Origin of the sequence: Cobetia sp. SIMBA_158, from assembly GCF_046566945.1 — a bacterium.
In the GTDB taxonomy this organism is placed as follows: domain Bacteria; phylum Pseudomonadota; class Gammaproteobacteria; order Pseudomonadales; family Halomonadaceae; genus Cobetia; species Cobetia amphilecti.
Map to the genome: position 1 here is coordinate 1 of NZ_JAWJYL010000273.1, position 277 is coordinate 277.

A 277-nucleotide genomic window follows, 5' to 3' on the forward strand; every position below is an offset into this window, starting at 1 on the left:
GTCTTCTGAGCACGAGTACCTTGACGAGCACCTGCTGCGTAAGCAACAACTACTTGGTGTACTAATGCTTCGTTAAACTCACGTCCAAAAGTAGCTTCAGAAACTTCAAGAGCGCCAGAAGCGTCTTTGATTGCTAATTCCATCACTAAATCTCCAGGACTTATGCTTTAACAGCTGGTTTAACGATAACGTCACCGCCGATAGATCCAGGTACTGCACCTTTCACTAAAAGCAAGTTACGCTCAGCGTCAACGCGAACTAGTTCTAAGTTTTGAGT

At 44.8% G+C, this 277-nt stretch carries 1 protein-coding gene and 1 pseudogene; both read right to left on the bottom strand.

Annotated elements, in window-relative coordinates; translation table 11 throughout:
- Positions 1–143: 50S ribosomal protein L4 (gene rplD / locus R2R70_RS19940; RefSeq protein WP_410978892.1), on the bottom strand; the 143-nt coding region annotated here is incomplete at its 3' end.
- A gap of 17 nt (positions 144–160) precedes the next feature.
- Positions 161–277: pseudogene (gene rplC / locus R2R70_RS19945) on the bottom strand (50S ribosomal protein L3); the annotation flags it as partial.